General features: G+C 63.3%; 22 protein-coding genes, 1 tRNA gene, 1 pseudogene and 1 riboswitch. Of the genes and pseudogenes, 15 read left to right on the forward strand and 9 right to left on the reverse strand.

The annotated features are described in order from the left end of the window. The first annotated feature begins 92 nt into the window (after positions 1-92). Both AC1DOG_RS08255 and pdeM read left to right on the forward strand, forming a co-directional pair. Positions 93-2603 carry a ligase-associated DNA damage response DEXH box helicase gene (locus AC1DOG_RS08255; protein ID WP_477927460.1) on the forward strand — a complete coding sequence of 837 codons (2511 nt, stop codon included), beginning with the start codon at positions 93-95 and terminating at the stop codon, positions 2601-2603. Positions 2604-2784: 181 nt separating this feature from the next. After that, entirely contained in the window at positions 2785-3510 is a 726-nt protein-coding gene (gene pdeM / locus AC1DOG_RS08260; protein ID WP_477927339.1) for a ligase-associated DNA damage response endonuclease PdeM, read from the forward strand. On the opposite strand, the gene AC1DOG_RS08265 is transcribed toward pdeM, so the two are convergent. Both AC1DOG_RS08265 and AC1DOG_RS08270 read right to left on the reverse strand, forming a co-directional pair. After that, on the reverse strand, positions 3507-4142 hold the full coding sequence (locus AC1DOG_RS08265; RefSeq protein ID WP_018898332.1) for a YitT family protein: 636 nt from the start codon (positions 4140-4142) through the stop codon (positions 3507-3509). The genes pdeM and AC1DOG_RS08265 overlap by 4 nt on opposite strands. A gap of 196 nt (positions 4143-4338) precedes the next feature. Next, on the reverse strand, positions 4339-5271 hold the full coding sequence (locus AC1DOG_RS08270; RefSeq protein ID WP_477927340.1) for a class I SAM-dependent methyltransferase: 933 nt from the start codon (positions 5269-5271) through the stop codon (positions 4339-4341). A 143-nt stretch (positions 5272-5414) separates the two neighbouring features. Here AC1DOG_RS08270 and AC1DOG_RS08275 point away from each other — a divergent pair, with 143 nt between their 5' ends. The 3 genes and pseudogenes from AC1DOG_RS08275 to AC1DOG_RS08285 all read left to right on the forward strand — a co-directional run bounded on the left by AC1DOG_RS08275 (position 5415) and on the right by AC1DOG_RS08285 (position 7563). Then, complete coding sequence (locus AC1DOG_RS08275; RefSeq protein ID WP_018898330.1) at positions 5415-5681, forward strand: DUF6460 domain-containing protein; 267 nt, start codon at positions 5415-5417, stop codon at positions 5679-5681. 1 nt (position 5682) lies between these two features. Continuing rightward, the gene (locus AC1DOG_RS08280; RefSeq protein WP_047507248.1) at positions 5683-6180 is read left to right on the forward strand and encodes a CAP domain-containing protein; all 498 of its coding nucleotides are present in this window, start codon (positions 5683-5685) and stop codon (positions 6178-6180) included. A gap of 88 nt (positions 6181-6268) precedes the next feature. Then, positions 6269-7563: pseudogene (locus AC1DOG_RS08285) on the forward strand (MATE family efflux transporter). Here the strand turns inward: AC1DOG_RS08285 and AC1DOG_RS08290 are convergent. Next, entirely contained in the window at positions 7539-8627 is a 1089-nt protein-coding gene (locus AC1DOG_RS08290; RefSeq protein WP_477927341.1) for a quinone-dependent dihydroorotate dehydrogenase, read from the reverse strand. The pseudogene AC1DOG_RS08285 and the gene AC1DOG_RS08290 sit on opposite strands and share 25 nt — an antisense overlap. Then, positions 8624-8977: a DUF952 domain-containing protein gene (locus tag AC1DOG_RS08295; protein ID WP_477927342.1), complete on the reverse strand. Its 354-nt coding sequence runs from the start codon at positions 8975-8977 to the stop codon at positions 8624-8626. The genes AC1DOG_RS08290 and AC1DOG_RS08295 overlap by 4 nt, the downstream gene beginning before the upstream one ends. A gap of 110 nt (positions 8978-9087) precedes the next feature. Here AC1DOG_RS08295 and AC1DOG_RS08300 point away from each other — a divergent pair, with 110 nt between their 5' ends. The 5 genes from AC1DOG_RS08300 to AC1DOG_RS08320 all read left to right on the forward strand — a co-directional run bounded on the left by AC1DOG_RS08300 (position 9088) and on the right by AC1DOG_RS08320 (position 12213). Beyond that, positions 9088-9486: a hypothetical protein gene (locus AC1DOG_RS08300; RefSeq protein ID WP_018898325.1), complete on the forward strand. Its 399-nt coding sequence runs from the start codon at positions 9088-9090 to the stop codon at positions 9484-9486. Positions 9487-9577: 91 nt separating this feature from the next. After that, entirely contained in the window at positions 9578-10225 is a 648-nt protein-coding gene (locus AC1DOG_RS08305) for a response regulator (protein WP_477927343.1), read from the forward strand. Between the two features lie 103 nt (positions 10226-10328). Beyond that, positions 10329-10994 (forward strand): S24 family peptidase, encoded by a 666-nt coding sequence (locus AC1DOG_RS08310; protein ID WP_018898323.1) that lies wholly within the window; start codon positions 10329-10331, stop codon positions 10992-10994. A gap of 11 nt (positions 10995-11005) precedes the next feature. Continuing rightward, entirely contained in the window at positions 11006-11746 is a 741-nt protein-coding gene (locus AC1DOG_RS08315) for a thermonuclease family protein (RefSeq protein WP_477927344.1), read from the forward strand. Between the two features lie 53 nt (positions 11747-11799). After that, positions 11800-12213, forward strand: coding sequence for a tellurite resistance TerB family protein (locus AC1DOG_RS08320; protein ID WP_018898321.1), 414 nt, complete (start codon positions 11800-11802; stop codon positions 12211-12213). A gap of 5 nt (positions 12214-12218) precedes the next feature. On the opposite strand, the gene AC1DOG_RS08325 is transcribed toward AC1DOG_RS08320, so the two are convergent. After that, the gene (locus AC1DOG_RS08325) at positions 12219-13094 is read right to left on the reverse strand and encodes a transporter substrate-binding domain-containing protein (protein WP_477927345.1); all 876 of its coding nucleotides are present in this window, start codon (positions 13092-13094) and stop codon (positions 12219-12221) included. 53 nt (positions 13095-13147) lie between these two features. Between AC1DOG_RS08325 and AC1DOG_RS08330 the strand changes: the two genes are divergently transcribed. Continuing rightward, a complete protein-coding gene (locus AC1DOG_RS08330; RefSeq protein WP_477927346.1) occupies positions 13148-15088 on the forward strand; it encodes a glycosyltransferase family 2 protein in 1941 nt (646 codons plus the stop codon). Positions 15089-15320: 232 nt separating this feature from the next. Then, a complete protein-coding gene (locus tag AC1DOG_RS08335) occupies positions 15321-17333 on the forward strand; it encodes a methyl-accepting chemotaxis protein (protein WP_477927347.1) in 2013 nt (670 codons plus the stop codon). Between the two features lie 97 nt (positions 17334-17430). On the opposite strand, the gene AC1DOG_RS08340 is transcribed toward AC1DOG_RS08335, so the two are convergent. After that, positions 17431-17619: a hypothetical protein gene (locus AC1DOG_RS08340; protein WP_018898317.1), complete on the reverse strand. Its 189-nt coding sequence runs from the start codon at positions 17617-17619 to the stop codon at positions 17431-17433. Between the two features lie 269 nt (positions 17620-17888). Here AC1DOG_RS08340 and AC1DOG_RS08345 point away from each other — a divergent pair, with 269 nt between their 5' ends. Then, positions 17889-18920 carry a trans-3-hydroxy-L-proline dehydratase gene (locus AC1DOG_RS08345; protein ID WP_477927348.1) on the forward strand — a complete coding sequence of 344 codons (1032 nt, stop codon included), beginning with the start codon at positions 17889-17891 and terminating at the stop codon, positions 18918-18920. A 30-nt stretch (positions 18921-18950) separates the two neighbouring features. On the opposite strand, the gene AC1DOG_RS08350 is transcribed toward AC1DOG_RS08345, so the two are convergent. Continuing rightward, positions 18951-19024: transfer RNA gene (locus AC1DOG_RS08350), tRNA-Gly, on the reverse strand. Between the two features lie 69 nt (positions 19025-19093). Then, entirely contained in the window at positions 19094-20188 is a 1095-nt protein-coding gene (locus AC1DOG_RS08355) for a 2'-deoxycytidine 5'-triphosphate deaminase (RefSeq protein WP_026282969.1), read from the reverse strand. Positions 20189-20261: 73 nt separating this feature from the next. Continuing rightward, a riboswitch (SAM riboswitch) is annotated at positions 20262-20340 on the forward strand. A gap of 44 nt (positions 20341-20384) precedes the next feature. On the opposite strand from AC1DOG_RS08355, the gene AC1DOG_RS08360 reads away from it, so the two are divergent. Then, positions 20385-21569, forward strand: a complete 1185-nt coding sequence (locus tag AC1DOG_RS08360) for an O-succinylhomoserine sulfhydrylase (RefSeq protein WP_477927349.1) — start codon at positions 20385-20387, stop codon at positions 21567-21569. 207 nt (positions 21570-21776) lie between these two features. Continuing rightward, positions 21777-22169, forward strand: coding sequence for a Co2+/Mg2+ efflux protein ApaG (gene apaG / locus AC1DOG_RS08365; protein ID WP_026282968.1), 393 nt, complete (start codon positions 21777-21779; stop codon positions 22167-22169). Between the two features lie 61 nt (positions 22170-22230). Here the strand turns inward: apaG and AC1DOG_RS08370 are convergent, their stop codons facing one another. Then, positions 22231-23226 (reverse strand): Hsp33 family molecular chaperone, encoded by a 996-nt coding sequence (locus AC1DOG_RS08370; protein ID WP_477927350.1) that lies wholly within the window; start codon positions 23224-23226, stop codon positions 22231-22233. Positions 23227-23268 lie beyond the last annotated feature (42 nt).

The following is a 23268-nucleotide window of genomic DNA, read 5'->3' on the forward strand; positions in this document are numbered from 1 at the left end:
GCGCACCAGCAATGCGGCGGAATTACCGGCTGCATCGACGATCGGCTAACACGACGCCTTCTCATCGGCGCGGTTTGAACTACATTCAGGCGGTGGACCAGATCGATAGCGAGCGCCTGATATCCCTGCCTGCCCCCTTTACCCGTTGGTTCGCGGAGAAGGGTTGGCAGCCGCGCAGGCATCAGCTGGAGCTTCTGGCGCGCGCCGAGGCCGGCGAAAGCACGCTTTTGATCGCTCCCACCGGGGCCGGCAAGACGCTCGCCGGCTTTCTGCCATCGCTCACCGATCTCACCCGCCGCGGCAAGATCCCGCCCGGCTCGGCCTTCACCGGCATCCACACGCTCTACGTCTCGCCGCTGAAGGCGCTGGCGGTCGATATCGAGCGCAATCTGATGAAGCCGGTGCTGGAGATGGGGCTTCCCGTTACCGTCGAGAACCGCACCGGCGACACCCCCGTCTCGAAGCGCCAACGCCAGAAGCTCAGCCCGCCCGACATCCTCTTGACGACGCCGGAGCAGGTGGCGCTGCTGCTTGCCAATGGCGAGGCCGAGCGCTTCTTCAAGGATCTCAGATACATCATCTTCGACGAACTGCATTCGCTGGTCACCTCGAAGCGCGGCCACATGCTGTCGCTGGGGCTGGCGCGGCTCAGGCGGCTTGCGCCGAAGCTGCAGACGATCGGGCTGTCGGCCACCGTTGCCGAGCCGCTGGAGCTGCAGAAGTGGCTGGTGGCGCAGCCGGAGGGTGGCGAGCGCCATTCAGGCATCGTCACCGTCGAGGGCGGGGCCAAGCCCGATATCTCGATCCTTTCCACGGAAGAGCGCATTCCCTGGTCCGGCCACTCCGCGAAGTACGCGATCCCCGATGTCTACAAGCAGCTGCTCGAGCACCAGACGACGCTGCTCTTCGTCAATACCCGCAGCCAGGCGGAGATGCTGTTTCAGGAGCTCTGGACCGCCAACGACGACAATCTGCCGATCGCGCTGCATCACGGCTCGCTCGATGTCGGTCAGCGCCGCAAGGTGGAGGCGGCGATGGCGGCGAACCGGCTGCGCGCCGTGGTCGCCACCTCGACGCTCGACCTCGGCATCGACTGGGGCGATGTCGATCTGGTCATCCATGTGGGCGCGCCGAAGGGCGCCTCGCGGCTGGCGCAGCGCATCGGCCGCGCCAACCACCGGATGGACGAGCCCTCCAAGGCGATCCTCGTACCCGCCAACCGTTTCGAGGTGATGGAGTGCCAGGCAGCGCTCGACGCCAACTATATCGGCGCGCAGGACACGCCGCCGGTCGGGCGCGGCGCGCTCGATGTGCTCGCCCAGCATGTTCTCGGCATGGCCTGCGCCGAGCCATTCGACATGCTCGAGCTTTACGACGAGATCATCAGCGCCTCGCCCTATGCGGATCTTTCCTGGGAGACCTTCGAGCGGATCGTCGACTTCGTCGCCACCGGTGGCTACGCGCTGCGCACCTATGAGCGCTATGCCCGTATCCGCAAGACGAAGGAGGGGCGCTGGCGCGTTTCCAATCCGCAGGTGGCGCAGCAATACAGGTTGAACCTCGGCACCATCGTCGAGAGCCCGATGCTGAACCTGAAGATGGTGAAGCGCGGCGAAGGCGGTCGCATCGGGCGCGGCGGTGCGACGCTCGGCAAGATGGAGGAGTATTTCTTCGAGCAGCTTTCGCCCGGCGACACCTTCATCTTCTCCGGCAAGGTGCTGCGCTTCGAGGGCATCCGCGAGAACGAGGCGCTGGCGAGCCAGGCCTATTCCAACGACCCGAAGATACCATCCTATGCCGGCGGCAAGTTTCCACTCTCCACCTATCTCGCCGACCAGGTGCGCTCGATGCTCGACGACCCCGACCGCTGGCACCGGCTGCCGGACCAGGTGCGCGACTGGCTGGCGATCCAGAAGGAGAAATCGATCCTGCCGAAACGCGACGAGCTGCTGATCGAGACCTTCCCGCGCGGCAGCCGCTGCTACATGGTGGCCTACCCGTTCGAAGGGCGGCTGGCGCACCAGACGCTGGGCATGCTTTTGACCCGGAGGCTGGAACGCGCCGGCGCCAAGCCGCTGGGCTTCGTCGCCACAGACTATTCGCTCGGCATCTGGGGGCTGGAGGATATGGGCCGGATGATAGCAAGCGGCCGGCTCAGCCTCGCCGAACTCTTTGACGAGGACATGCTGGGCGACGATCTCGAAAGCTGGCTCGACGAATCCTTCCTTTTGAAGCGCACCTTCCGCAATTGCGCCGTGATTGCAGGCTTGATCGAGCGCCGGCATCCGGGCAAGGAAAAGAGCGGCCGGCAGGTGACGGTTTCCGCCGATCTGATCTACGACGTGCTGCGTACCCACGAGCCCGACCATATCCTGCTGCAGGCGACGCGGCAGGATGCGGCGACCGGGCTTTTGGACATCGGCCGTCTTGGCGATATGCTGAAGCGAATCAAGGGGCACATCACCCACCGCCCGCTGGAGCACATCTCGCCGCTCGCCGTGCCCGTGATGCTGGAGATCGGCAAGGAGCATGTGCATGGCGAGGCGCAGGATGTTCTGCTGGCGGAAGCCGCGGACAATCTGATTGCCGAGGCTTTGGAGTAAAGTCCCCTCCCCAACCCCTCCCCACAAGGGGAGGGGCTCAATGGCCGCACCGCCGAGGTCATGATCGAGGCAAAGCGGCGCCACAAGTTTTCTCCCCCCTTGTGGGGGAGATGCCCGGCAGGGCAGAGAGGGCCTTTTTGGCCTTCCTCCCCCGCCTAGACACTGGAAAGAAACAAAGGTGATGAACCGGCTGGCGCTGGCGCGGGAATTGAACGGGATTGCGGCGATGCCGGGCGTGGAGACCTCCGTGCATGGGATCGCTGCCGTGTGCGATCCGCTGGGCGGGCTTTATCTGCCGGACACCGGCGTTCTCGTCGTCTCCGACCTGCATCTGGAAAAAGGCGCTGCCTTTGCCCGGCGCGGCATGATGCTGCCGCCCTATGACACGCTGGCAACGCTGACGGTGCTCTCCGCCGTCATCACCCGCTACGATCCCAAGCTGGTTATCTCGCTCGGCGACAATTTTCACGACCGGCTCGGTTCGGCGCATATGCCGGAGACATTCCGCACGCTGATTGCGGATATGGCGCGCGGGCGCGAGTGGATCTGGATCAACGGCAATCATGACCCTGACGGCACCGTCGATCTCCCCGGTGCCTGTGCCGATGAGTTGACTTACGGTGGCCTCACCTTCCGGCACGAGCCGAAAGAAGGGTTGCAGAGCGGCGAGATCGCGGGGCACCTGCATCCTTCCGCCACCGTACGCCGGCGCGAAAAATCCATACGCCGGCCGTGCTTTGCGACCGATGGCGCAAGGCTGCTGATGCCGGCTTTCGGGGTAATGAGCGGCGGGCTCGATCTGCGCCACAAGGCGATGAAAGGGCTGTTCGACCAGCCGTCGCTGATCGCGCACTTGCTCGGGCGCGACCGGATCTATTCGGTCCGGTTCGGCAATCTGCTCGGTTAGAGCGCGACGTAGCGGTCGGCGCGGTGGTTGATCGTGAGGAAGAGGTTGAGCACCACGGCGCCAAGCACCGAGTAGAACACGACGGGCGGCGTTGTGACGAAGAAGGCTGCCGCCAGCACGCAGAGATCGACGGCCATCTGCACGAGGCCGGCGCGGATGCCGAAGCGCTCCTGCATGTAGATGCCGAGAATGCCGACGCCGCCGAGGCTGGCGCGGTGGCGATAGAGCGCCAATAGGCCGAAGCCGAGAAGAAGACCGCCGAGAAGCGCTGCCCAGGCCGGATGGATCGTCGCAATGCTCATCACGTTCGGCTGCAGGCTGGTCAGCAGCGAGGTCAGGCCGATGGCGATGAAGGTCTTGATGGTGAAGGACACGCCGAGGCGCTTCCACGAGAGATAGAAGAACGGCAGGTTGAGCAGGAAAAAGGCCAGGCCGAAATTGATGCCGAAGGCATAGTGCACGAGGAAGGCGATACCCGCCGTGCTGCCGGTGAGCAAGCCGGCGCTTGCGAGCACATAAAGGCCAAGGGCCGCGACGAGGCTGCCGGAGAAGATGCCCTGCACGTCTTCGACAGGCGTGTGGCGCGTGGCGCTCGTGTTCCAGAAGCCAAGGGCATTGATGAGCTGAGTCATGTCGCTAATCTCCAACGGCAGACGAGTTCAAGAACGCCCGGGCAGGCCCCAGGCGGCAGGGGATGTGAATGATTGGTCGCCGGGCGGCATTCGCGCTCTTCGGCTTCTGAGTGGAATTATCCGGTTCATTCGCCACGTTTTCAAGCGAAATACGTAAGCAATGCTGACCTATTCAAACTTCGCAAGAATCATTCCGTCAGGCGGTCTTGCGTGCAAGGAACAGAATGCCGGGAATGATGTTCGCGCCATCTTTGCGAATGGTGGTGCGGCTGATCGCGATCACCTCGAAGCCATGGCGGGCACAGAGCGAGCGGATGTAGTCTTCCGAGTGGGCATAGCGCAGGGAATGGGCGAGGTGAACGCCCTCCTCGTCCTCGGTTTCCTCGACGGAAAAGCCGAAGTCGGCGCCATCGACACAAAGGGCCGCGACCGATGCAAAAGCGATCTCGAGGTTGCCTAGATAGATCAGAACATCGGCGGCCGTGACGAGATCGGCGCGACGCGGGCTACCATCCGCAAACAGGCCGGACTCGTCTGCGGGCAGCGACAAATCCGCCTGGGCGAGATGGTCGTAGACCTGCTTTTCCTCAGCCTTCGCCAGCATGTTCTGCGAGAGGTCGAAACCTTCGAGCCGATCGACCATGGCGCGGATTTGCGGCCCCATCAGCCCGGTGCCACAGCCGAGATCGGCGGCTAACGCGTAATGCCGGCCGGTCGCGGCGATCATGCGGGCGAGCTTTGCCGGCACGTCGTAGCCGAGCTTGTCCACCAGCGAGGTCTCGAAGCGGGCGGCATAATCGTCGAACAGCCGCTCGACATAGATACTCGGCGGCTGATCGGGGACGGCGATGTCGCCCAGGAAGGCGAGCTTCAGCGTGGCGCCGAAGATATCGTCCTCGGTGAGCTCGCGGGTTCGCCGATAGGCCTCGATCGCGCCGGCGACATTGCCTGATTTCTCGCGGTAGGTGGCGAGCCAATACCAGCCGACCGCCCAATCCGGCACCAGCTCCAGCGCCTGCTCCATCAGCTCGGCGGCGGCATCCGGCTCGCCGCCCTTGTCCAGCATCCTGGCATAGTCGGCACGGCGGTCGGCGATGGCATCGCCTGATGTCTGGAGATGGGGCGGCATGATGGTGACCTGTTGCGCGGCCCGCATTTGGCGATGGCCACAAAAAAACTCAAGTCCTATTTCAGAGGCTGACGCGACAGCCCTGAAAAAGCTTGCGGGCAACGATTCGCGCCCGTATCTCAGGGGTGAACAGGAGATGATGCATGTCCGATCAGGTGAACAAGTTTCTGGGCGACTCGCTCGGCCGTACATTGATCAAGCTTTTGGTGGTGTCGCTGATCGTCGGCTTCATCATGGCCGTCTTCGGGCTGGCACCGCTGGATTTCATCTACGGCATCCGCAATTTCATCCTCGAGGTCTGGCATCGCGGCTTCTCCGCGCTCGGCCGCGTCGGCGACTATCTGATGCTTGGCGCCACCATCGTCATTCCGATCTTCCTCATCATCCGTCTCTTCAGCTATCGCCGGTAACATGACCTCCATTGATCTCTCACGGCGCAGCCTGCTGCGCTTTTCCGCGCTTGCGCTTGCAGCCGGCGTCGCCAGCTGCGCCACCGGGCCGAAAGAGCCCTCCACGCCCTCCAACGGCGAAGACCAGACGGCCGCCTCGCTGCCGCTCGTCAACCAGCTGCGCGCCAAGAACGGCCTGCCTCCATTGACGGTCGATCCGGCCGCGACGGCGGCTGCCCTCTTCCAGGCCAAGCGCATGGCGGCGGCCGGCAAGATGAAGCACGTGATGGGCATCGCCGACGGTTTCGGCCCGCGCGTGAAGGCAAGCGGCGTGCAGCTGCCGGCGGCGGAAAACATCGCGACCGGGCAGCAGACGGTTCCGGCCGTCGTCACCGCCTGGATCAACTCGCCGCATCATCTGGAAAACATGCTCGGCCGCTATAGCGGGCTTGGCGTGGCCGTTGCCTATAATCCCGCTTCCCGCAACGTGCCCTATTGGGCCATGGTGCTTTCCAACTGAGGTGATTCCGCCTCTTTGTGAGGAGCAGACCTTGGAAGCGAGCGTACACAACAGCGGCGGCGGCCTCGCCTTCGAGGTCACGCACCGGATGGTGCTGTCGATCGCCATTCCGATGACGCTTGGCTTCATCACCACGCCGCTGCTCGGCCTTGTCGGCGCCGGCGTCGTCGGCCATATGGGCAATCCCGATGCGCTTGCGGGCCTGGCGATCGGGGCGATGCTCTTCGATCTCATTCTCGGCAGCTTCAACTTCCTACGCGCCTCGACCACCGGGCTGACAGCGCAGGCCTATGGCCGCCGCGACCGGCATGCTGAGCAGGGCGTGTTCTGGCGGGCGATCATTTCGGCGTTTGGCTGCGGCGTGGCGCTGCTCTGTCTGTCACCGCTGCTGCTTGCAGCGGGTCTGACGCTGATGGGGCCGGACAACGCGGTGGCGCAGGCGACCAGCACCTACTTCTCCATCCGCATTCTCGCCGGGCCGGCAGCGCTTGCCAATTACGCGATCCTCGGCTTCGTGCTCGGGCGCGGCCAGGGAAGCGTCGGCCTGCTGCTGCAGACGATCATCAACGGCATCAACATCGTGCTGGCGATCGCGCTTGGGCTCTGGCTCGACTGGGGGATATCAGGCGTTGCCTGGGCGACCACCGTCGGCGAGACGATCGGGGCGCTCGCCGGTCTGTTCATCGTGCTCCGAGGCTTCGACCGCGCCGACCGGCCGACGCGCGGCGAAGTCTTTGCTCGGAAGCCTCTCGCGGAGCTCTTCACGCTCAACCGTGACATTCTGATCCGCACCTTCGTATTGCTTGGCGCCTTCGCGCTGATGACGCGCATCGGTACCAGCTTCGGCGCCGTGACGCTGGCGGCAAACGCCGTGCTGATGAACTTCCTGATGCTGTCGAGCTTCTATCTCGACGGGCTGGCCAATGCGGCCGAGCAGATCACTGGGCGCGCCGTCGGGGCGCGCTACCGCCCGGCCTTCGATCGCGGCTTGAAGCTGACGACGATCTGGTCGTTCGGGCTTGCCGGCATCATCTCGCTGTTTTTCCTGGTGGCCGGAGAGCGGCTGATCGCGGCGCTGACGACGTCATCTGACGTGCGTGAGGCCGCAAGCCTCTATCTGCCCTGGGCGGCGATCACGGGCCTGACGGGCGCGCTCGCCTTTCTGATGGACGGCGTCTTCATCGGCGCCACATGGTCGAGCGACATGCGTAACCGCATGCTGATGTCGTTCGTCGTCTATCTCGCGGCGCTGGCGATCTTCGTGCCGTCTTCGCCAACCACGGCCTGTGGCTGGCGATCAACCTGTTCCTGCTTTCTCGTGGCGTCTTCCTGGCACTCAGGGTGCGAGCGCGCGCCGATCAGACGTTCCGCCCGGCCCAATAGTCCGTTTTGCTGTCGCGCAGTTCGCGGATAGACGCGACCTTCTCGCGATCCATCAGCTTCGACAGGCCGCGAACGATATCACCCGCTAGTCCCGGGCCTTCATAGACCATGCAGGAGTAGAGCTGCACCAGATCGGCGCCCGCCTTGATCTTCTCCAGCGCGGTCTCGGCTGACGAGACACCGCCGGCGCCGATGATCGGCAGGTCGGGGCCGACGCGCTTGCGCATCTTCGCCAGAACCACGGTCGACTTTTCGAAGAGCGGCTTGCCGGAGAGACCGCCCTGCTCTTTCGCCTGGCGCTGATCCTTCAGACCATCGCGCGACAGCGTGGTGTTGGAGACGATCAGGCCATCCAGCGCATGCGACAGCGCTTCGGCGGCGATGTCGTCGATGCCTTCTTCCGTCAGATCTGGTGCGACCTTGAGGAAGACTGGGATCTTGCGACCGGATTTTTCGGCTTCCTCGTCGCGCGCGGCAAGCACGGCCGACAGCAGCGCCGACAGGCTCTCGCGCGCCTGCAGATCACGCAGGCCCGGCGTGTTGGGCGAGGAGATGTTGGCGGTGAAATAGCCCGCCAGCGAATAGAAGCGGCGGATGCCCTTCACATAGTCGTCTATGCGATCGGCGCTATCTTTGTTGGCGCCGATATTGACGCCGATGATGCCCTTGCCCCGGACGGACGACAGGCGTGCGAAGGCCGCGTCGTGGCCCTCATTGTTGAAGCCGAGGCGGTTGATCACGCCTTCGTCCTCGACAAGGCGGAAGATGCGCGGGCGCGGATTGCCGGATTGCGGCTTGGGTGTGACCGTGCCGATCTCGGTGAAGCCGAAGCCGATCTTCAGCAGCGCCTCCGGCACCTCGGCGTTCTTGTCGTAGCCGGCGGCCATACCGATCGGATTGGCAAACTCAAGCCCGGCGATCGTCTGGCGCAGGCGCGCATCTGCGGGTGCCGCGCATGCCGGAACGAGGCCGGACTTCAACGCCGCGATCGACATGCCGTGCGCCGTTTCCGGATCGAAGAGGAAGAGACCCTTGCGGGCGGCGTGCTTGAAGAGATCGATCATGGCTGCAGGTCCGGAAAGATGTGTTTGCCTTCGGCATCAAGCGGCAATGGCTTTTCCCAGAGCACGGCCGAAAGCGGGAGGTCCGCATAGAGATGCGGGAAGAGATCGCCGCCGCGCGACGGCTCGAAGATCAGCTTGTCGCCAAGGGCTGAAGCATCGACGGCGACCAGCAGCAGGCCGGGCTGGCCGGCGAAGTGCAGGGCCGCGGTTTGCACCGCCTGGCTTGCCGTCGAGAAGTGGATGAATCCATCCGTCAGATCGATGGCGGCGCCGCGGAAAACACCGGTGGCCCGGGCGTCCTGCCAGAGCGTTTCCGTCACGATCTTGTAAAGCGTGGGTGTCAGGGTCATGATGGCCTCATGAATGGCTGGTCTTTCCCGGGCTTTGCCGCAGTTGAGCGGCGATGTCCACGCGCTCACCGCAAAAAATGCGGTGGCCATCGAGATTTCCGGAGGAAACCATGAAAAATATCACGCTCAGCCTCGTCGCCATCCTCATTCCGCTTGCCGCTTCCGCTGCCGAGCCGGACGCAAGTCGCTTCCAGCTGGAGCGCAGCGGCGACCATTTCGTGCGGCTCGATCGCCAGACCGGGGCCATGTCGCTCTGCGAGGAGAAGGACGGAGCGCTCGTCTGCCGCATGGCCGCCGACGAACGCGCGGCTTACGAAAGCGAACTCGACCGGCTGTCGGACCGGGTGACCGCGCTGGAGAACAAGAGTGTCGTCAACAAGGCACTGCCATCCGACGCCGAGATCGACCGCTCGATCGGCATCATGGAGCGCTGGATGCGCAGCTTCATGGGGATCGTCAAGGAATTCCAGAGCGAGGACCAGGGCAACGCCCTTCCGCAAAAGACATGATTTGCTATAGTCTGCTTTAGCAGGAAGGCATGAACCGTAGAGGAAGGCGGTGCATGGACTTCATGATCGGGCTCTTGGGAGGGAGTTTTCGATGCATGAGCAGACAATCATTATTGCCGACGATCATCCGCTGTTTCGCGATGCGCTTCGCCAGGCCGTGACCGGGATGGAGGGACATCCCGATATCGTCGAGGCCGGCGATTTCGCCGCCGCGCGAAAGTCGGTTGGCGAGCATCCGGATGCCGATCTGATGCTCCTCGACCTTGCCATGCCCGGGGTGAGCGGTTTCTCCGGGCTGATGGCGTTGCGCTCGGAATTTGCAAGCCTGCCGATCGTCATCGTTTCGGCGTCCGACGATGCGACGACGATCCGCCGCTCGCTGGAGCTCGGCGCCTCCGGCTTCATCTCCAAATCCGCGGGGATCGACGATATCCGCCACGGCATACAGACCGTGCTTGCGGGCGATATCGCAACGCCTGACAGCTACCGCGACGGGCAGGAACAGGACCCCGATGTGGCCGACATCATCCACCGGCTGCACACGCTGACGCCGCAACAAAGCCGGGTGCTGACGATGCTCGCCGAGGGTCTGCTCAACAAGCAGATCGCCTATGAACTCGGCGTCTCCGAGGCGACAATCAAGGCGCATGTCTCGGCCATTCTTCTCAAACTCAACGTCGACAGCCGCACGCAGGCGGTGATCCAGCTCGGCAAGATCAACATGGCGATGGTCGCCTGACGGAGAGAGGATTTTATTCCTCTTGTCTCTTTACTCCTGTTCGCCTTGCGGTTAATCTTTCAGCCGAATAAGGAGCGCCGTTGCGCGCACGGGATCAGGCGACATGCTGTCACACGAGCAGATCTGGGGAGCGCTCGACAGGCTTGCCGAACGGCACGACCTGACACCCTCGGGGCTTGCCCGCCGCGCCGGCCTCGACCCGACCTCGTTCAACAAATCCAAACGCCTTTCCGCCGATGGACGGCTGCGCTGGCCATCGACGGAATCGATCGCCAAGGTGCTGGAGGCGACACGCTCCAGCATGGAGGAGTTCCTCTCCTTCATGCGGCCGCAGGGCAGTTTCTCGACGCTGCCGGATGGCGCGTTTCCGCCGCAAGGGAGCTCCATTCCACTGCTCGGCTTCGCGCAGGCGGGCGCTGGCGGCTTTTTCGATGATGGCGGCTTTCCGGCCGGACAGGGCTGGGATGTCGTGGAATTTCCGGCCGCACCGTCTCAGAAGGCCGGCGTCTATGCGCTCGAGGTGCAGGGCGAAAGCATGATGCCGCTCTATCGCGACGGCGACGTCTTGATCGTCGAGCCGGGCGCGCAGGTGCGCCGCAACGACCGCGTCGTGGTGAAGACCCGCGAGGGCGAGGTGATGGCCAAGGTGCTGATGCGTCAGAGCCCGCGCTCGATCGAACTCATGTCGCTCAATCCCGAGCACCCGAACCGGACGATCGAACTCACCGACGTGGATTGGATCGCCCGGATCATCTGGGCCAGCCAGTAGGAAAATCTTCCATGAAGCCTGCGGCACTTCTGACAGCGACTGCGGGAATAGCGATCGTCATAGGCCTGATCGCCGCCGGCGAGCATCGGTTGAGCGCTGCGTCTGATGCGGTCGAGATCGCGGCATCGGCACAAGCGGCGGCCGCGCAGCAAACGCCCTCGCCCGCGCAGCCGACGACGAACCCCGATGCCAGCATGATGGCGCGGCCGGTGGATGACGCCAGCCAATTCTACCCGGCCTCGGTCGACGGCAAGCCATTGGAGCGCGAGCAGGCGCCGGAGCCCGAGAAAAAGCCTGTCGTGGTGGCTGAGAAGGGTATCGACCTGCCGCGCCCGGTGGCCGAAAGCGCCGGCGTCCTCGGCTTCGGCGAACGGCGGCTGCAATTGGCCGGACTGACACCGACGCCGGTGGATAAGAGCTGCGCCGGCGCCGGGGGCACGGAGTGGCCCTGCGGGATGCTGGCGAAGACCAATTTCCGGCTCTTCCTGCGGCTTCGCACCGTCAACTGCGATCTTAGCGACGCCAATTGGAGCGGCACCGCGACAGCGAGTTGCAAGATCGGCGGGCAGGATCTTTCCGAGTGGCTGGTCGAAAATGGCTGGGCCGAGGCAGCGGCGGGCTCCGATTTCGCGGATGCCGGAGCCAAGGCCAAGCGAGACGGGAACGGTATCTACGGGCAGGATCCCCGACAAGCCGGCGCAACGGATGCACCCGACCTGACGCAGCCTCAAGATATGAGCGATCCCTTGTAATGGGCGTGGCCAGTTCCTAAACTCTGCTGACATCGCAGAGGAACCATGCAGACATGAACAAGCCGCTTTCCGCCCACGACGCGTTGATCTACGTGATGGTCATGGCATCCGCCGTCGACAGCACGATGAATGATCGGGAGCTGGAACGTATCGGACAGCTGATCGGCTTTCTTCCGGTGTTTCGCGGCTTCGACGACGACAAGCTGATCTCGGTTGCTCGCGACTGCGCGGCACTTCTGTCCGGTCCCGAGGGGCTCGATGTCGTTCTTGAAACGGTCAAGGACACGCTGTCACCGAAGCTTTACGACACCGCCTATGCGCTGGCGGTCGAGGTCGCGTCGGCCGATCTTTCGGTGAAGGCGGAAGAACTGCGCCTGCTCAGCCTGCTGCGCGACCGGCTCGGCCTCGACAAGCTGACCTGCGCCGCGATCGAGCGCAGCGCCATTGCCCGTTTCCGCAAGGCTTAACCTGCCTAGTATAGGCCGTAGGGGAAGTATCGCAGGTAGATTTCCTGCAGGCGGCCGCTGCGCGAAAGGGCGGCCAGCGCGTGGTCGAAGGCCGAGCGCAGGACCTCGTCCTTCTGCCGCAGCATGATCGTCATGCCCTCTCCCAGAAACTCTTCCGACATGTAGGGACCGTCGAACAGGGCGCAGCATTTCTCCGACGCCTGCGACGACACCCAGAAGGACAGCTGCAGCGAATCGGCGAAGACGGCGTCGACCTTGCCGTCCTTCAATGCCTCCAGCAGCGCTTCCTTGCTGTCGAACGGCACTGCCTTGACCCTGGGGAAATAGGCGGCGAGCATGGCGGCGTGCGCGGTTTCCTTGACCACGCCGACGGAGCGATCGGCAAGGCTTGCGGCGTTCTCGCCCTTGATCGGCGCCTTCAGATTGCGGGCGAAGCGGGCGGGCAGCATCAGATAAGGACGCGAGAAGGAAAACTGCCGGCGTAGCTCGCTGCCGACGGCCAGCCCCGCGATCACGGCATCGCCCTGCGAGGCGGCCAGCGCATCCTTGAGATCACCGAAGGGCAAGGCCTGGATCTGGCACTTGTCCGATATCTCCAGCTCGGCGCAGATTTCGCGGGCGAGATCGACATTGAAGCCCGAAAGCTTGCCGTTCTGATCCATGAAATTGAACGGCGGGAAATCGACCGAAGTCAGGAAACGCAGGCGTACGAGGCTCGTCAGATCCGGCTTGGCGAGACGCTCGCGGCTGTCGAAAAGCAAGGGCAAAGAGGGTGCCGCCTGCTGCGCCGCAGCCGAAAGAGGTAGCCAAAACGCGGCCAGAAACAGCCAGAGGCTGCAAAACCCCTTAGGATTGAGAGATGCCAGCTTAAATCGCACCATTATGATCTGCCCCGGGGACTGCACTGCCAATTCAACGACGGTGTATCAGAGTCATGCGTATCGGGGAATATGCGTCGGGCGGGATCAGCACCCGTAACACGACGCTTCAAGAGCGATCGAAACCTTTGATCTCGCCGACCGTGCCGGCGAGCGTGGTCAATGATGTCAGGCAGATCGAGATCGAAGCGCTGCTGAGGCTCGGAATCGGCAAGCCGACGATCGCGCGCGCGGCGACCATGGCCCGCCATAACGGCACGTCGATCGAGCGTGAACTCTTGGCCAACCGATGGGTGGACGCCGAGAGCTATTATGCCGCACTCGCCCGCGCGCTTCGCCTGCCGTTCATCGCGCAGCTCGATCCGGCCCTGATCCATGACGACCAAGCGCTCGACACGCAGCTGGCGGACACGCGATCCGTGCGGCTGAACTACGCCGACAAGGCGATGATCGCCATCATTCCCGAGGCCAGTCGACTGCTGGCGCTGGCGCAGACGATCGAGGCGCGGCCGGGGCTTGCGGAGCGGATCATCGTCACCACGCCGACCGCGATGCGCGACGCTATCTGGCGCGTCGGCGCCAAGCGGCGGGTGAAGGAGAGCATCGGGACGCTGTTCGAGGACAAAGGCCGGTTCAGCGCCCGCATCGTGCTCTCGGGCAAGCAGGGATTCATCGCGGGCGCGGCACTCTGCGCGCTTATTTTCGCGGCGTTCTCGGATTTGCCGCTGATCGCGATCGTTCATCTCGCGCTGTCGTTCATCTACATGGTGGCGATCCTGCTCAGAGCCTGCGCACTCCACCACCGTCGCGGCCCGCAGCCAACGCCACAGCCGACGGAGCGACTGCCCGTCTATTCCGTGTTCGTCGCGCTCTACAAGGAGGCGGAGGTCGCCGGCCAGCTGGTGGCAGCGCTGAAGCAGCTCAACTGGCCGATCGCCAAGCTCGACATCAAGCTGATATGCGAGGCCGACGACCACGCGACGATCGCGGCACTCGAAAAACAGGATCTCGGCCCGCAGTTCGAAATCGTCGCGGTGCCGGTCTCCCATCCGAGAACGAAACCGAAGGCGCTCAACTATGCGCTGAGCGCCGCGCGCGGCGAGTTCCTCGTGATCTACGACGCAGAGGACAGGCCGCATGCGGACCAGCTGCGCGCGGCCTATGCGAGCTTCTGCGCCAGTCGGGACGACGTTGCCTGCCTGCAGGCGCCGCTGATCATCTCCAATGTCGGCAGCTCATGGATCAGCGCGGCCTTCGCGCTCGAATATGCAGCGCTGTTTCGGCTGTTGCTGCCGATGCTGGCGAAGCACCGGCTACCGATGCCGCTCGGCGGCACCTCCAACCATCTGCGTGTCGCCGATCTCAAGGCGTGCGGCGGGTGGGATCCCTATAACGTGACTGAAGATGCCGATCTCGGCCTGCGGCTCTACAGGCTCGGCTATCGCTGCGGCGTGATCGATTGCCCGACATACGAGGACGCGCCGACGACGCGTAAGGTCTGGCTGAACCAGCGCACACGGTGGTTCAAGGGCTGGCTGCAGACATGGCTGGTGATGATGCGCGCACCGGGCAAACTCGTGCGCGAGATGGGGCTTTGGCCGTTCCTCGTTTTCCAGGTACTGATCGGCGGCATGCTCGTCGCCTCGCTGACGCGTCCGTGGATGGTCATGCTGATCCTCACCACCGCCAGCTACATGATGCTCGGTTTCCCCGAAACCGCCACCCTTGATATGCTGCTGTTTATGATCGATGTCGCCAACATGCTGGGAAGCTACGTCATCCTGCTGGTGCTTGGCCGGCGCGCCATGCTGCGTGACGAGAAGCGGAAGGTCGGCTGGCGCTGGGTCGCCCTTCCCCTTTACTGGGTGATGATATCGAGCGCCGCGTGGCGCGCCGTCTTCCAGCTGCATTTCAAGCCGTTCTTCTGGGACAAGACCCCGCACCTGCCGACGGCCTCTTCGCAACCGATGCGCGGGGCCTCGATCCCCTCGCCATGAGCCAGCCCACTTAAATTCTGTGGACCTCTGGATGTGTTAGTTTCGTCTTAAGCAATATGGATTCTAGTCGCGATCGACGACACCGGTTCCTGACCGAATGCATGATGCGCCTGTCGAGCCTTAGCGGGCATCTTCCCACGGCGCGAAAGCGCCAGCTCTGCCTTCGAAAACGCCTGTCCTTGAAAACGATCGTATCCGGCCATCCCCCTGGCCGCAGCCCATGGGCCCATTCATGCTGAAAAACTTCAAAATCCGCACCAAGATCATCTCGGTCGTTGCGCTTCTCGGCGTCATCGCGATCGGCGGTCTTGTCTATGTCGTCGAGGAATTCCGCGGCGCCGATGCCGCCTACAGCGCCTTCATCGACCACGAAGCACTGGCAGCCATGCAAGCCTCGCGAGCCAGCGCGTCTGCCACCGCAGCCGTTCTGCAGGCAACCGTCGTCTCCGACCTTACCCCCGGCACGCCAGACTTCGACGCCGCGATCGCCGCGCCCAGCAAGATGCCGCAAGCGCGCGAGCGTCTGCAGCAGGCAGCCGACCTCGTGCCGAACCGCAAGCCCGCGATCGACGAGATCATCGCCGGCATCGACGAGATGGATGCGCTCGCGAAAAAGGTGATCGACCAGGCCAAGGCCGGCGACCGCACCGGTGCGCAGGCCACGGCGGCGGAGCTTAACGCCAAGCTCTCGATCGTTACGCCGAAGATGATCGCCAACAATGATGCGCTGATGGTACAGCTCAACGATGGCGGCGATGCGCTTTCGGCCACGGTCAACAGCCGTATCTTCTACTGTTTCGTGCTGATCGGGCTCGCCGTGCTTGCCGCGATCGGGCTCAGCATCTGGATCGCGCAGGCTGGCATCGCGGCGCCGATGGCCCGGCTTCGCCAGCGCATGACGCGGCTTGCCGAGGGCGAGACGGCAAGCGCCGTCGACGGCATGGACAGGCAGGACGAAGTGGGCGAGATGGCGGCCGCCGTCTCGATCTTCCGCGACAATGCCATCGAGCGCGTGCGTCTCGAGCGCGAGGCGGAGCGCAACCGCAATCTCACCGACAGCGAACGCCGCGAAATCGAAGCACAGCGCGCCACCGAGGCGGCCGATCTCTCGCGCACCGTCAGCGCGCTCGGCGACGGCCTGCGCAAGCTTGCCGCCGGCGACCTGATCTCACAGATCAACACGCCGTTCGAAGGCAGCCTGGACAGCCTGCGCCAGGACTTCAACAACTCGATCTTCAAGCTCAACGAAACGATGCAGACCGTGGGCGACAACGCCCGCGCGATTACGGCCGGCGCCGGCGAAATCCGCTCGTCTGCCGACCAGCTTTCGCGTCGCACCGAGCAGCAGGCAGCCTCCGTCGAAGAGACGGCGGCCGCGCTGGAAGAGATCACCACCACGGTGAAGGATGCCGCGCGCCGGGCGGAAGAAGCGCGCACGCTGGTGTCGAAAACCCGCCATAGCGCAGAGCGATCCGGCGAAGTGGTGCGCAAGGCGGTCAACGCCATGCAGCAGATCGAACAGTCCTCGGCCTCGATCGGCAACATCATCGGCGTGATCGACGACATCGCCTTCCAGACCAACCTTCTCGCGCTGAACGCGGGCGTGGAAGCGGCACGCGCCGGTGAAGCGGGCAAGGGCTTTGCTGTTGTCGCCCAGGAAGTGCGCGAACTCGCGCAACGCTCAGCCAATGCCGCACGCGAAATCCAGTCGCTGATCCTGACTTCGGGCAACCAGGTGAAATCGGGTGTTTCGCTGGTCGGCGAGACCGGCAAGGCGCTCGAAGAGATCGTGCATGAGGTGCAGGAGATCAACCAGCACGTCAACGCGATTGCCGAAGCAGCACGCGAGCAATCGATCGGGCTGCAAGAGATCAACACCTCGGTCAACACGATGGACCAGGGCACGCAGCAGAACGCCGCGATGGTGGAGGAAAGCACCGCCGCCAGCCACAAGCTCGCCACCGAGGCGGCTGCGCTCAACACCCTGCTCGACCAGTTCAAGCTGACCGGCACCGGCGGCAGCACCGTGGCGTTCACGCCACGGGTGGTTCCCGATGCCAACGAGCCCCTGGCGCCGCGCCCGGCCAAGCCTGTCTTGACCCGCAAGGCGCCGGTGCGGATCGCCACCTCGGGGGTCACGCGACCGACCTCCTCGCCAGCGCTCGCCCTCGGACAGAAGCTCGCCAACGCCTTCGGCGGCACGTCTTCCGCCGACAAGAAGGACGACGACTGGACGGAATTCTGAGCCGCGACGAGGCTCTCGCAAACATGAAATGGGCGGCTCGAGGCCGCCCATTTTCATTTCGGCAAATGCCGACTTTACCCGCTATCTGATCAATCTTTTAGACGAGACCGAGCGAGATTTCTTCAACCTTGCGACCACGACCATAGTCGCGCTCGTAGGAAGAACGGCGGTCGCTGCGCTTGTATGCGGCAACGTCGAGTTCCGGCATATGGTAGCCATCCGCGTATGTGCCGGTGTCATCGGCGTCGACGACATCGCGCTTCGCGGTGAAAATCTTCAAGAGCATTTCGCTATTCCTCCTCGTGTGCGCCAGTAACGGCCAGAGCGCCGTCCAAGTTCCATGTACCGGAGAATAGTTAAAAATTAACCACGTTCATTAGGGATTCGTCAAGTACGCGGAAAGCGTTAGAGCCACAACCCGAATTGGATAACCCGCTTAGATCCTCTACGCATGCGGAAGGTGCTTCATCAATGATGCGCAGGCATGCATTATATGATCCGTCACCAGCGTCGTCGGGGCTTCGAGGCGACGAGAACCGAGAAAAGAGCGAGAAGATGCGCACCAGCAAGATCGTCCACATCGTCAGTTGCCATGCCGAAGGAGAAGTCGGCGATGTGATCGTCGGCGGCGTCGCGCCGCCGCCGGGCGAGACGGTCTGGGAGCAGTCCCGCTGGATTGCGAGGGATCAGACGCTACGGAATTTCGTGCTGAACGAGCCGCGTGGCGGCGTTTTCCGCCACGTCAACCTGCTGGTGCCGCCGAAGAACCCGAAAGCGCAGATGGGCTGGATCATCATGGAGCCGGAGGATACGCCTCCAATGTCTGGATCGAACTCGATCTGCGTCTCCACCGTTCTCCTGGACAGCGGCATCATTCCGATGACGGAACCGGTAACGAGGATGGTGCTCGAAGCGCCGGCCGGGCTCGTCGAGGTCGAGGCGGAATGCCGCAACGGCAAGGCCGAACGCATTACCGTGACCAACGTGAAGAGCTTTGCGCAGAAGCTCGATGCTTCACTCGACGTTCCCGGTATCGGAACGCTCACCGTCGACACCGCCTATGGCGGCGACAGTTTCGTGGTCGTCGATCCCGATCAGGTCGGCATCGAGCTGATCCCGGAGAATGCGCGCCTGATCGCCGAGACGGGCATCAGGATCACCAATGCGGCTAATCAGCAGTTGGGCTTCTCGCACCCCGAAGATACAGGCTGGAACCATATCTCGTTCTGCCTCTTTGCCGGAAAGCCCTATCGCGAGGATGGCCAGCTTCTGGCGAAATCCGTCGTCGCCATTCAACCCGGCAAGATCGACCGATCCCCAACCGGCACGGCGGTGTCGGCGCGCATGGCGCTGCTCAACGCGCGCGGCGAGCTACAGGAAGGCGAGAGCCTGACGGGCGTGTCGATCATCGGCACGAAATTCGTCGGCAAGATCGTCAAAGAGACGACGATCGCCGACCAGAAGGCGATCGTTCCCTCGATCACCGGCAGCGCCTGGATCAGCGGCACCGCTCAGCTCATGCTCGACCCTACCGATCCATTCCCCGGCGGCTACAAGCTTTCCGATACCTGGCCGATGCTGACGTAGGTAGCGAGGGGTGTCGGGAAATAGAGAAGTTGGAGCGGGTGAAGGGAATCGAACCCTCGTATTCAGCTTGGGAAGCTGCTGCTCTACCATTGAGCTACACCCGCGTTACGCGCAGATTTCCAACAGATGGCGGCTGGTGTCAAGCGGCGTTGGCGACTTCCGGGTGAGGCTGGTCAGATCCGGAAGTGCTTGGAGAGCTTGAGGCCCTGCGCCTGGTAGTTCGAGCCGAGGCCGGTGCCGTAGAGGCTTTCGGGGTGTTCCTGCATGTGCTCGTAGACCAGGCGGCCGACGATCTGGCCGTCTTCGAGAATGAAGGGGACCTCGTGGCTGCGGACTTCGAGGACGGCGCGGCTGCCGCGGCCGCCGGCGGGGGCGTGGCCGAAGCCGGGGTCGAAGAAGCCTGCGTAGTGGACGCGGAACTCGCCGACCAGCGGATCGAAAGGTGTCATCTCGGCGGCGTAATGCGGGGGCACGTGGACTGCTTCGCGCGAGACGAGGATGTAGAATTCGTCGGGATCGAGGATCAGCTCGTTGCGGCCGCGGCTGTAGATCGGCTCCCAGAAATCGAAGATGTCGTGCTGAGCCTTCTTGTCGACGTCGACGACCGCCGTGTGGTGCTTGCCGCGATAGCCGATCAGGCCGTCCTTGTCGCCGGCGAGATCGATCGACAGCGCGATGCCGCCGCCGGAGACGTTCGGCTTTGTGCTTGCGACCAGCGTTTCGGCATCGTGCAGCGCCAGAAGTTCCGGTTCGCCGAGCAGCGACTGGCCAATGCGGAAGCGGATTTGCGACAGGCGCGAGCCGCGACGCACGACGATCGGGAAGGTGCGCGGCGAGATTTCGAGATAAAGCGGACCGGAATAGCCGGCCGGGATCTTGTCGAACTCCTGTGCATAATCCGTGATGACGCGGGTGAAGATATCGAGGCGGCCGGTCGAGCTTTTCGGATTGGCCGAGGCCGACATGTCGGCGGGCAGATCGAGGCGCTCCATGAGCGGGACGATGTAGACGCAGCCGGTTTCGAGCACCGCGCCTTCCGAGAGGTCGACGACATGCAGCTTCAAACGGTCGAGCTTGTCGGAGACGAGACTGTTCGGACCCGGCATGAAGCTGGCGCGGACGCGGAATGCCTTGGCGCCGAGACGCAGATCAAGGCTCGCCGGCTGGATCTGGTCGCTATCGAGCTCGCGCTCCGCGACGAGGCGTCCCGTCTCGAACAACGCCGCAATCGCGCGGTCTGCCAATATTCCTGTTTCGCGAGCCATCATGCCCCATCCATAATTTGCCGCAGACAAAACCAAAATCGAGGAATTGACGCAAGCGCGCAACAGCAGTATTGCAGCTTTATCCCGTGGTGATTTGGCCGGTCGGCTTGCAGCCACGTTAAACAAGTGGCTAAATAGACCGGGTTGAAACCGGTCTGCATTTGCGGCCGGTTTTTTTGTGTTTGAAAGTGGTGATGGCATGAGCAAGACTTGGCGCCCGGCAACCCAACTGGTCCACGGCGGAACGCTGCGCTCGCAGTATGGCGAGACATCCGAGGCGATCTACCTGACGCAGGGCTTCGTCTACGACAGCGCGGAAGCCGCCGAGGCGCGCTTCAAGGGCGAGACCGAGGGCTATATCTATGCCCGCTACGGCAGCCCGACCAACGACATGTTCGAAAAGCGCATGTGCGCGATGGAAGGTGCGGAAGAAGCCCGCGCCACCGCATCGGGCATGGCAGCCGTTGCCGCCGCCATCCTCTGCCAGGTGAAGGCCGGTGACCATATCGTCGCCGCCCGCGCGCTCTTCGGTTCCTGCCGTTGGGTGGTCGAGACGCTGGCGCCGAAATACGGCATCGAATGCACGCTGGTCGACGGCCGCTATCTGGAGAACTGGGAAAAGGCGATCCGCCCGAACACCAAGGTGTTCTTCCTGGAAAGCCCGACCAACCCGACGCTGGAAGTGGTCGATATCGCCGGCGTTGCCAAGCTCGCCAACCAGATCGGCGCCAAGGTCGTTGTCGACAACGTCTTTGCGACGCCGATCTTCCAGAAGCCGCTGGAACTCGGCGCCCATATCGTCGTCTATTCCGCGACCAAGCATATCGACGGCCAGGGCCGCAGCCTGGGTGGCGTGATCCTCTCGGATACCGAGTGGGTCAACGAGCATCTGCAGGACTATTATCGCCATACCGGTCCGGCCATGTCGCCGTTCACGGCCTGGACCCTGCTCAAGGGTCTCGAGACGCTGCCGCTTCGCGTCAAGCAGCAGACCGAGAACGCCGGCAAGATCGCCGACTTCCTGGCCGGGCAGAAGCAGGTGGCCAAGGTGATCTATCCCGGCCGCAAGGACCATCCGCAGGCCGATATTGTCGCCAAGCAGATGAAGGGCGGCTCGACGCTGGTGGCGATCGAGCTCAAGGGCGGCAAGGAAGCGGCGTTCGCGCTGCAGAACGCGCTTGAGATCGTCAAGATCTCCAACAATCTCGGCGACGCGAAGAGCCTGATCACGCATCCGGCCACGACCACGCACAAGAACCTGACGGACGAGGCCCGCGCCGAACTCGGCATTTCTCCGGGCACCGTGCGCCTGTCCGCCGGCATCGAGGATACCGACGACCTGATCGAGGATTTCGCGCAGGCGCTATCCAAGATCAAGGCCTGATCAAGAATAGCCGGCCGGGTCGATGTGATCCGGTCGGCATTTAAACGCGCATTCTTGAAATTTACTCGCGCTGAGCGGGAATGGCATTAGTCTTAACGCGCGAATTTTTCGCGCTTACAGCCAATTGATTGCGGATTCCGGCCTGGTTTATTGACCTGCCGCACCTCTTATAAGATACCAGTAAGGTATTCTTATTATGGTGTAGGCATGTACCGCGCCCTGACACGAGATATTGAAGTGGTGGTCGAGCCCTTTTACCTGGAGGAGCAATCCGACCCGGACGACGACCGCTATGTGTGGGGCTACCGCATCGTCATCAGCAACAATTCAGACCTCACTGTACGCCTCGTCAACCGCTATTGGAACATCACCGACCAAAACGGCGTCGTCGATGAAGTGAGCGGCGCCGGCGTCGTCGGCGAGCAGCCGACGCTCAGCCCTGGCGACACATACGAATACTCATCGGGCTGCCCGCTCGATACGCCATCGGGCCTGATGTTCGGCCACTACCAGATGGAAACCGACAAAGGCGAGGTCTTCCAGGTGGAAATCCCCGCCTTCTCGCTTGATTCACCGGGCCTGCTCAGAGTCCTGAACTAACCTTTTTGTTGCATGCCGCTGCCGCAAAGCCGCTGCACACTTTTGCGCGACATGCCTCAGGTCATTCAGCCGCCTGCGCGAGTTCTTCGGCCTCGAAACGATAGGTCGTCGAGCAGAATTCGCAGGTGACCGCGATCTTGCCCTCTTCCTGGCTCGCCTCGATCTCCTCGGCGGAGAAGCCCTTGAGCACGCCCTTGATCTTCTCGCGCGAGCAGGAGCAGCGGTCGAACACTTCGCGCGGCTCGTAAACGCGCACGCCGCGCTCGTGGAACAGCCGGAACAGCAGGCGCTCGACGCCGACCTGCGGATCCGTCAGCTCGTCGGCGTCGATGGTTTCCACCAGCGAGCGCGCTTCGGCCCAGGCATCGTCTTCCGCATGCTTGATGGTACCTTCGTCGCCATCGCCGCCATGCAGGTCGGCCTGGCGCATGCGCTCGGGCGCTTCCGGCAGGAACTGGGCAACGAGGCCCCCTGCCCGCCAGCGATGACGCGACTTGCCTTGCTCGTCGCGGTCTAACAGTTCGGCGGCGGCGAGGCGCACGCGCGTCGGGATCTGTTCCGACTGACGGAAGTAGGTGCCGGCGATATCCTCCAGCGTGGCGCCGTCGAGCGCGACGATGCCCTGGTAAGGCTGGCTGAACTTGCCCTGGTCGATGGTAAACGCCAGCATGCCCTTGCCGAGCAGCTGCTCTGGCTCTGCGCGGCCGGCGGCGACCGCCTCGTCCAGAAGCGTCTGGTCGAAGCGGGCATAGGCACGCACGTTCTCGGGCGTCGAGAAATCGGCCACAAGCAGATCGACCGGGCCGTCGCTCTTGGTCTGCACGGTGAACTTGCCTTCGAACTTCAGCGACGTGCCAAGCAGCACCGTCAGCGCGATGACTTCGGCCAGCAGACGGGCGACGGGTGCGGGATAGTTGTGGCGATCGAGGATCGCATCCAGCATCGGGCCGAGCTGGACGGCGCGACCGCGCACATCCAGGCCTTCCACCTGAAACGGAACGACATGATCATCACCGGCGAAATCGAATTCGCCAAGGGTGGCTGCAGCTTCTGCCATGGTCTTCTCCTAGTCTGAGGGCAGTGGACGAGCCCGTCCATC

The organism is Rhizobium sp. 01N48, assembly GCF_056399145.1.

Bases quoted from the DNA above. Each gene is read 5' to 3' on its own strand.
- AC1DOG_RS08280 (WP_047507248.1), top strand. From the start codon at position 5,683: ATGACCTCCATTGATCTCTCACGGCGCAGCCTGCTGCGCTTTTCCGCG.
- AC1DOG_RS08270 (WP_477927340.1), bottom strand. From the start codon at position 5,271: ATGCCGCCCCATCTCCAGACATCAGGCGATGCCATCGCCGACCGCCGT.
- AC1DOG_RS08345 (WP_477927348.1), top strand. From the start codon at position 17,889: ATGCGCACCAGCAAGATCGTCCACATCGTCAGTTGCCATGCCGAAGGA.
- AC1DOG_RS08295 (WP_477927342.1), bottom strand. From the start codon at position 8,977: ATGACCCTGACACCCACGCTTTACAAGATCGTGACGGAAACGCTCTGG.
- AC1DOG_RS08335 (WP_477927347.1), top strand. From the start codon at position 15,321: ATGCTGAAAAACTTCAAAATCCGCACCAAGATCATCTCGGTCGTTGCG.
- AC1DOG_RS08265 (WP_018898332.1), bottom strand. From the start codon at position 4,142: ATGACTCAGCTCATCAATGCCCTTGGCTTCTGGAACACGAGCGCCACG.
- AC1DOG_RS08305 (WP_477927343.1), top strand. From the start codon at position 9,578: ATGCATGAGCAGACAATCATTATTGCCGACGATCATCCGCTGTTTCGC.
- AC1DOG_RS08370 (WP_477927350.1), bottom strand. From the start codon at position 23,226: ATGGCAGAAGCTGCAGCCACCCTTGGCGAATTCGATTTCGCCGGTGAT.
- AC1DOG_RS08310 (WP_018898323.1), top strand. From the start codon at position 10,329: ATGCTGTCACACGAGCAGATCTGGGGAGCGCTCGACAGGCTTGCCGAA.
- AC1DOG_RS08325 (WP_477927345.1), bottom strand. From the start codon at position 13,094: ATGGTGCGATTTAAGCTGGCATCTCTCAATCCTAAGGGGTTTTGCAGC.
- AC1DOG_RS08360 (WP_477927349.1), top strand. From the start codon at position 20,385: ATGAGCAAGACTTGGCGCCCGGCAACCCAACTGGTCCACGGCGGAACG.
- pdeM (WP_477927339.1), top strand. From the start codon at position 2,785: ATGAACCGGCTGGCGCTGGCGCGGGAATTGAACGGGATTGCGGCGATG.
- AC1DOG_RS08290 (WP_477927341.1), bottom strand. From the start codon at position 8,627: ATGATCGATCTCTTCAAGCACGCCGCCCGCAAGGGTCTCTTCCTCTTC.
- AC1DOG_RS08355 (WP_026282969.1), bottom strand. From the start codon at position 20,188: ATGATGGCTCGCGAAACAGGAATATTGGCAGACCGCGCGATTGCGGCG.
- AC1DOG_RS08315 (WP_477927344.1), top strand. From the start codon at position 11,006: ATGAAGCCTGCGGCACTTCTGACAGCGACTGCGGGAATAGCGATCGTC.
- AC1DOG_RS08330 (WP_477927346.1), top strand. From the start codon at position 13,148: ATGCGTATCGGGGAATATGCGTCGGGCGGGATCAGCACCCGTAACACG.
- AC1DOG_RS08300 (WP_018898325.1), top strand. From the start codon at position 9,088: ATGAAAAATATCACGCTCAGCCTCGTCGCCATCCTCATTCCGCTTGCC.
- AC1DOG_RS08275 (WP_018898330.1), top strand. From the start codon at position 5,415: ATGTCCGATCAGGTGAACAAGTTTCTGGGCGACTCGCTCGGCCGTACA.
- apaG (WP_026282968.1), top strand. From the start codon at position 21,777: ATGTACCGCGCCCTGACACGAGATATTGAAGTGGTGGTCGAGCCCTTT.
- AC1DOG_RS08320 (WP_018898321.1), top strand. From the start codon at position 11,800: ATGAACAAGCCGCTTTCCGCCCACGACGCGTTGATCTACGTGATGGTC.
- AC1DOG_RS08340 (WP_018898317.1), bottom strand. From the start codon at position 17,619: ATGCTCTTGAAGATTTTCACCGCGAAGCGCGATGTCGTCGACGCCGAT.